The sequence below is a fragment of the Streptomyces sp. PA03-6a genome (genome assembly GCF_033792765.1).
GTDB lineage: Bacteria > Actinomycetota > Actinomycetes > Streptomycetales > Streptomycetaceae > Actinacidiphila.
Map to the genome: position 1 here is coordinate 1 of NZ_JARAVK010000386.1, position 5887 is coordinate 5887.

Annotated in this window: 3 protein-coding genes and 2 pseudogenes; 2 read left to right on the forward strand and 3 right to left on the reverse strand. The window is 63.7% G+C overall.

The window, feature by feature from the left end:
• Window positions 1-248: 248 nt before the first annotated feature.
• The gene (locus PV350_RS43640; RefSeq protein WP_500338925.1) at window positions 249-932 is read right to left on the reverse strand and encodes a BlaI/MecI/CopY family transcriptional regulator; all 684 of its coding nucleotides are present in this window, start codon (window positions 930-932) and stop codon (window positions 249-251) included.
• A gap of 857 nt (window positions 933-1789) precedes the next feature.
• Here PV350_RS43640 and PV350_RS43645 point away from each other — a divergent pair.
• Window positions 1790-2278 carry a DUF6924 domain-containing protein gene (locus PV350_RS43645; protein WP_500338927.1) on the forward strand — a complete coding sequence of 163 codons (489 nt, stop codon included), beginning with the start codon at window positions 1790-1792 and terminating at the stop codon, window positions 2276-2278.
• 460 nt (window positions 2279-2738) lie between these two features.
• Here PV350_RS43645 and PV350_RS43650 read toward each other — a convergent pair whose 3' ends face one another.
• The gene (locus PV350_RS43650; RefSeq protein ID WP_500338929.1) at window positions 2739-3521 is read right to left on the reverse strand and encodes a transposase; all 783 of its coding nucleotides are present in this window, start codon (window positions 3519-3521) and stop codon (window positions 2739-2741) included.
• Window positions 3522-4894: 1373 nt separating this feature from the next.
• Here PV350_RS43650 and PV350_RS43655 point away from each other — a divergent pair.
• Window positions 4895-5710, forward strand: a pseudogene (locus PV350_RS43655) (IS5 family transposase).
• Window positions 5711-5758: 48 nt separating this feature from the next.
• On the opposite strand, the pseudogene PV350_RS43660 reads toward PV350_RS43655, so the two are convergent.
• A pseudogene (locus PV350_RS43660) lies at window positions 5759-5887 on the reverse strand (IS5/IS1182 family transposase); the annotation flags it as partial.

Genomic DNA, 5887 nt, shown 5'->3' on the forward strand with positions numbered 1-5887 from the left:
CAGCCGGTGGCCGTTTGTCTATGCGGGCACCAACCCAGACGCCGGAGCAAACCCCCGCATCAGGTCCAACCCGCTACACCACTTCCAAGGACGCAACCCACGACCGTTCGTGATCGCGGTTCCGGTGACGCTCCGTGGCTCCAGCACGGAAAGTGATCCAGAACCACTTTTCACCCGTCGCCGACACGGCTGGTGGCACTGCCGCTGTGCCACCTCGACGCGTCATGCCTGATCGGGCAGGCGCGTGGTCATGCTTCCCGTGGGTGAGGTTCGCCTGCATCCTTGGGACCTGACTTGGAGGATGTGGTGGCAGCCGCCTCGGCCTGGTTGTTCGCGGTGTAGTAGACGGTGATTCCCTGCTTATGCCGGCTGACGGAGCTCTTGGCGACCAGGTGCTCGAGCGTGCTGCGGACGACGGGGGTTCGGGGACTGCGGTCAGGGTGGGCTGAAGCGAGCGCCGTGGTGACCTCAGTGGCTGTCCGGGGTTGCCCGTGCTCAGCTAGCAGCTCGACGATCAGAGAACCCAGCGTCGGCGTGCGGCGTGCGGTGCCCTGCTTCGTGCCCAATGAGCGATTGGCGGCAGAGGTTCTCATACCACGGCTCGGGGCCCCGGTTAGGGAAGCCCGTGCTGTGCGGGGTGACGGCAGTGCCTGGGCCGGGGCACCTTCGTCACCCTCGCCAATGCTCGGCGCCTGATTGGAAGGCCGTTCGGCGACGAGCGCGGGGGCCTGCTGGGACAGGGTGCTCTTGAGGTCTGCCAGCCAGGCCGATTCCTTCTTCAGACTGGCCAGGTGTTCCTGCCATCGGGTGATGGTGTCGGCGGCGTCTTGTTGGGCTCCCGCGTTGCGTGCCAGATCCTCGTCCAGCCGACGTAGGTACTCCCGCTGGATGGTCGTCTCTTGATGTGGCGCTGTGGGAATCTTCGTGGACATATGCGGCTCGCTCTCCTTATGCCTAGTGCAGTTTGGGATGCTACTGAAGTTTCATCGTGATGTCGTCCGACGCAGCGCCTTGAAATGAGCAGACAGTCGATGTGAGTGTTACATCCGTTGCGCTCAGCAGTAGCGACCCGCGGGGTTGCTTGCAGGTGAGGTACTGCCAGCTATTCCCTGGGCTGGGGCAGGTGTCCCCTGTTGCAGCCATACGACGTGCGGAAGCCAGTACCTATGTGCATCCTGGTCTGGTGGTCCCCGCTTAGGTATGCTCGCCGCGGGCGGGGCCCGTCCGGTGAAATGAGGCCCTCACTGTGACCCCCGAGGCGGTGAGGGCCTCGCACTGACTCAGGGCTGCTCTCCCCTCGAATGGGGGAGCAGAGGCGACGCCCCTCCCGGGTAGTCTCTTGAATTCCGCACTGTGCCGGAACAACGCCGCCTGGCAGGCCTGGCGTAGCCGATCTGGCGCGGATCTTCTTTTCTTGGACTGTCTGGCCTGGCTCTGCGGCGTTCGCGCTGAGCGGTCTAGCAGCGCGATGCGTGTTGCTGGCCGCGGTCGGGAGGTGGTGTCACGAAGGCGCGTGTCGTAGAAGTCGTGGCCGGCATCATCTTGCCTGTCAGCGCTCTTTGGTTGGTGGAGTAAATCGACGCCCGGCTTGGCGCTCATCTTCTATCCATTTGGGCAATTGGTTGTTATATGGTGTGCTGGAGGTTAAACCTTTGATGCTGTGGCGCCACAGAGATCGTGCCACGTCGCAGCAGATCGCTATTCCGGCGAGCGCCGACCGTCGTTAACGAAAATGTTTGCGAGTGCGATGCAGGCTCAGAGCAGAGGGAATCTGAAGGGGGTTTCAAAGATGAGAATTTTTTCCCGTACCGATGGTCGCCAAGATTTCGGGGCCGTGATCATCAGGACCGATTACCGTGACGAACGGGCATGGCGGCTTGTGAGAGATGCTCTTTCGAAGAACTCTCTCGGGCTTGCCGAAAAGTATCCGCAAAATGCTTGGATAATCGATGATCCTGAATGGTCCGGTGCGAGTGTGGATGAGGTCCTCGCTGTAGTCGATGCTAGTGATTCCCTCAAGGGCTTGCAGGTTCTCTTTATGGCTGATGGAGTAACGATGCAGGCCGCTCATCACGCGTTGATGGCAGTGACGACCGAAAGTCAAGATGAATCTTCTGGTGACGAAATATATGATGAGACCATGAAATTTGGTCGAGTATTCAGGACGCTTCCGGAAGAAGTTCATTCAATCCATGTGAACCTGGAGCTTGCGAACATGGTTTTTGAAGACTTTGCGGCTGCAGCTCACGACGATCCTCAGAACATCTACCGTTCCTGACCGGTGCAGCCAGCGCGACCGCGTCAGCGAGTCGTACGACCGCGAAGCGGAGCCGGACGATGCCGCGAATCGGGTGCCCGTGGTGGTCGCGGTCTGTTATCGCGCGAACCTCACCATGCGGCAGCGCGCACCGCTGCCTGGGTTCTCGTAGCCGACCAGGTGTGCACAGGCATTCCGCCAACGCGCCCCCTCACGCTTGAGCCGCTTCCACGTTCCATCGACGCCGCACGCCGTGACAGCGAGGCTCGCGCCTCGAACCACGACTACCCGTTCTCCGCCACGTGCAGGTCATCATTGAATCCGGCATACACCTGGTCCTGGCTCTCCGCCCTGCCCGATTGCCAGTTTGGGGCCCACGTCCACGTATGCCGCGACTCGGGCGCCGCAGCACCAGGGCGACGGCGCCTACATCAAGACCAGCTTGGTTGTCCCGTATCGCAAACGCCCCGGGCGGTCACCCCTATCGGTACCGACGCAGTGAGGGGTCTCGCTGAAGGAGGCAACGGGCCTCTATTACTGCTTCGCGGTGACAGCGCCCGCGGATGGCGACAGGCGGCCTGGGGACGCCAGCGCTGAGCGACTCGATCAGCTTGACCATCAGTTTGCGGCCCGCGGCCCGCGCCTGGGTCGGGGTGCCGGTAGGCGGCGATCTACCGCTGGTAGATGCGCCAGGCGGCCTCGACCTCGATGTGCTCATCGATGGCGAACAGGACCGTGAGCGGGCGGCCTGCTTGTCGGTGAGCAGGTCGGCACCGATGTGCATGCTTCGCCGGGCACGGTAGAGCGGGTCGTTCTTACGGCCGCGGCCGCGGGTGGTCTGCTGAACGCGGCAGCGGCAGTCGTTGAGGGCGTCGCCGGCAAGGCGCACCACGTGGAAGGGGTCCATCACCGCGACCGCAGCGGGCTCCTCAGTGGCGGCGGTCTTGAAGCCGGTGAACACGTCCATCGCGACGACCTCCACGGCCTTGCGCCACGCCTGGGGGTGCTGGATGGGCCAGGCCTTCAACGCGGCCTTGGAGCGGCCCGGGATCATGTCCACCTCGCTGGCCCTGTAGTGACGCGCACCGGCGTGAGGTCGATGAGCACGTGTGTGGTGCCACACGTGCTCATCGACCCCGCTGACCTTCACACCGTTCAACCGGTCGGGATCGTTGATCAGCACCTGTCGGCCCGCGGCCAGGACCGCGTCGTTAGCGGTGTTCCGCGCGACGCCCAGTCCTTGGGCGACGCGAGCGATGCTCAAGGACTGACACACGATCGCCTCCAGCGCCCAGGCCAGTCCACGGCGCGACAGCCTGGCACGCGGCTCGGCGACGCGACAGCCTGGCACGCGGCTCGGCGGCGCGGCTGGTGTCCTGGCGCCACACGTGCCTATACGCGCTGCACCGGTGCCTGAGGATCGTCAGCAGCAGGGTGTTCGGTCGCCAGCCCAGCGGCTCGTGCGCCAGCTCCCGCGTGAAGGTGTCCACGGGTCTTCCTGCACACCCACCAGCCGTCGGTGACGTCATCGCTTCCGGGACCCGGCACGCCAGGACCGCGCGACCGGGCTCAAGACGCTGGTCGACCACGACCAGGCCGAGCTCATCCAGGAGGCAGAACGTGATCAGGTCAGCGAAGCCGAAGGTGGCGTCAGGCACATCGAGGTCTTGCAGATGGGCGGCGTAGGAACCTCCGTCCTCGGAAGACCTCGACCCCTACCCCGGGACTGGCGCGCCAGCCACCATCCAAGCAGCGACTACACCCTCAACTGTGAAGAGCCCCCAAAGGTCCCTGGCATGGGGCTGCTGCGCGCTTTTGACGATTACTTGTGAAGCGAACGACCGGCCTTGAACTCCCACGGCTGCTCACCTTATCCACAAGCTGTGGATGTTTGCTGTTGAAGCACGTGGCGAACTCCTACGGATCGTACTCTAGCGCTGCCATATGTAATCCGCACGCCAATCGTGTGGGGATGCGCCCTACTTCCTGCCAACGAGTAATACGCTGCTCCCGCGATAAGGAGGGGCCTCGTCAAGGTTGCGAAGGCTTGATTCATCCCCTGGGCGGTACGCCAGGGGATGAACACGTCTGCGGGCTGAAGCTGCGCTAGGGATTGCGTAGCCGTTGCGTATGGGGGCTGCGGTGGTCGAACTCGGCAGCTTCTTGTGCTCCTCCGTCGCCACGTACTTGATCGTCAAGCTCCTGTACCGCCTCAGCGGCCGGGCAAAGACCACCGACGGCCTGTGTCTCGAGCAATCCCGTCGTGAGCAGGTCCACAGCGACTGCTTGACGTGCAACTCGTGGGTTATACATGGCGATCCGTTCCGCGATTTCGGTCTCTGATCGGCGGTCCATGCTTTCGGCAGTCGGTGCACCACGCGCATCACGTTCGGGTTGCATAGAGGGTGCGCCAGTACCTCGCGGGGGAGTCGCCCGCCGACTACGGAGTACCGACGAAACGGGCTCCAGACGGTGACGAAAGTCGCAGTCTGGAGCCCGTTTCTCGTGTTGATCAGGGAGTCGGCCCGTCGGCTGGGGCGGCCGCCGCAACCCTCACGCGCCGGAGCCCTCTCGCTGGCCGTTTACGACGGTCGGCTAGACCGTGTCCTATGTGGTGAGGCGGTCGTTGGGCTGTTCATGGGGCGGGGTACGTGGAGTTGCATTGTTCCGGACGGACTGTGGCAGCTCGCGGAGCCGCTGATCCCGCCGTCGAGAGTGCGGGCGCAGGGCGGGGGCACGCAGGACACGCCTGATGAGACCTTGTTCGCCGCGATCATCTATGTGCTGGTCAGCGGGTGCGCGTGGCGTGCTCTGCCACCGTGCTTTGGGATATCGAAGTCGACCGCTCACCGCCGGTTCCTGATCTGGTCGAGAGCCGGCGTGTGGGGCCGGCTGCACGAAGCGGTCCTGTACCGCCTGGATGACGTGGGCTTGATCGACGTGACCCGCGTCGTTCTCGACTTTGCCCACGTCCGGGCCAAAAAGGGGCGAACTCACAGGCCCGAGCCCCGTGGATCGGGGAAAGCCGGGCTCCAAGATGCACGTCCTGTCGGACGCGAACGGACTGCCCCTCCTCGTCGGCGTCTCCGCGGTCAACACCTACGACAGCGAAGCACTGAAGCCGATGATCAACGGCCACCAAACGAGACACGACCCAGAACGCGGCCGTCACTTCAAGCCCCAGCGCCTGCACGCCGACAATGCCTACGACGTTCCCCACCTGCGGAAATGGTTACGCGGCAGGCGGATCGGCGTGCCGATCGCCCGCAAAGGAATCGAGTCCAGCGAACGACTCGGCCGCCGACGGTGGGTCATCAAAGGCACATGTCCTGGCTGAGTGGGTACCGCGGACTCAACCACCGATACGAATGCGATCCTCGTAACTACCTGGCCTTTCTCGGCCTCGCCGCTGCCCTGTGCTGCTACAAACGGCTCGTCCGCCTCACCACATAGGACACGGTCTTAGAGGGCGTTTGATCTAGGTGGATTGCCCTTTATCTCCTAGTAAGTTCCTCGCCAGGTGGGTGTCGCCTCGTCCGTTATGCGCTTGGTGAGGTTGTCGATCGAGGCGACGTGGATCATGGCCTCGGAGCTGGCGGGCAGGGTCTCGTAGTCTCGGGCGAGGCGCCG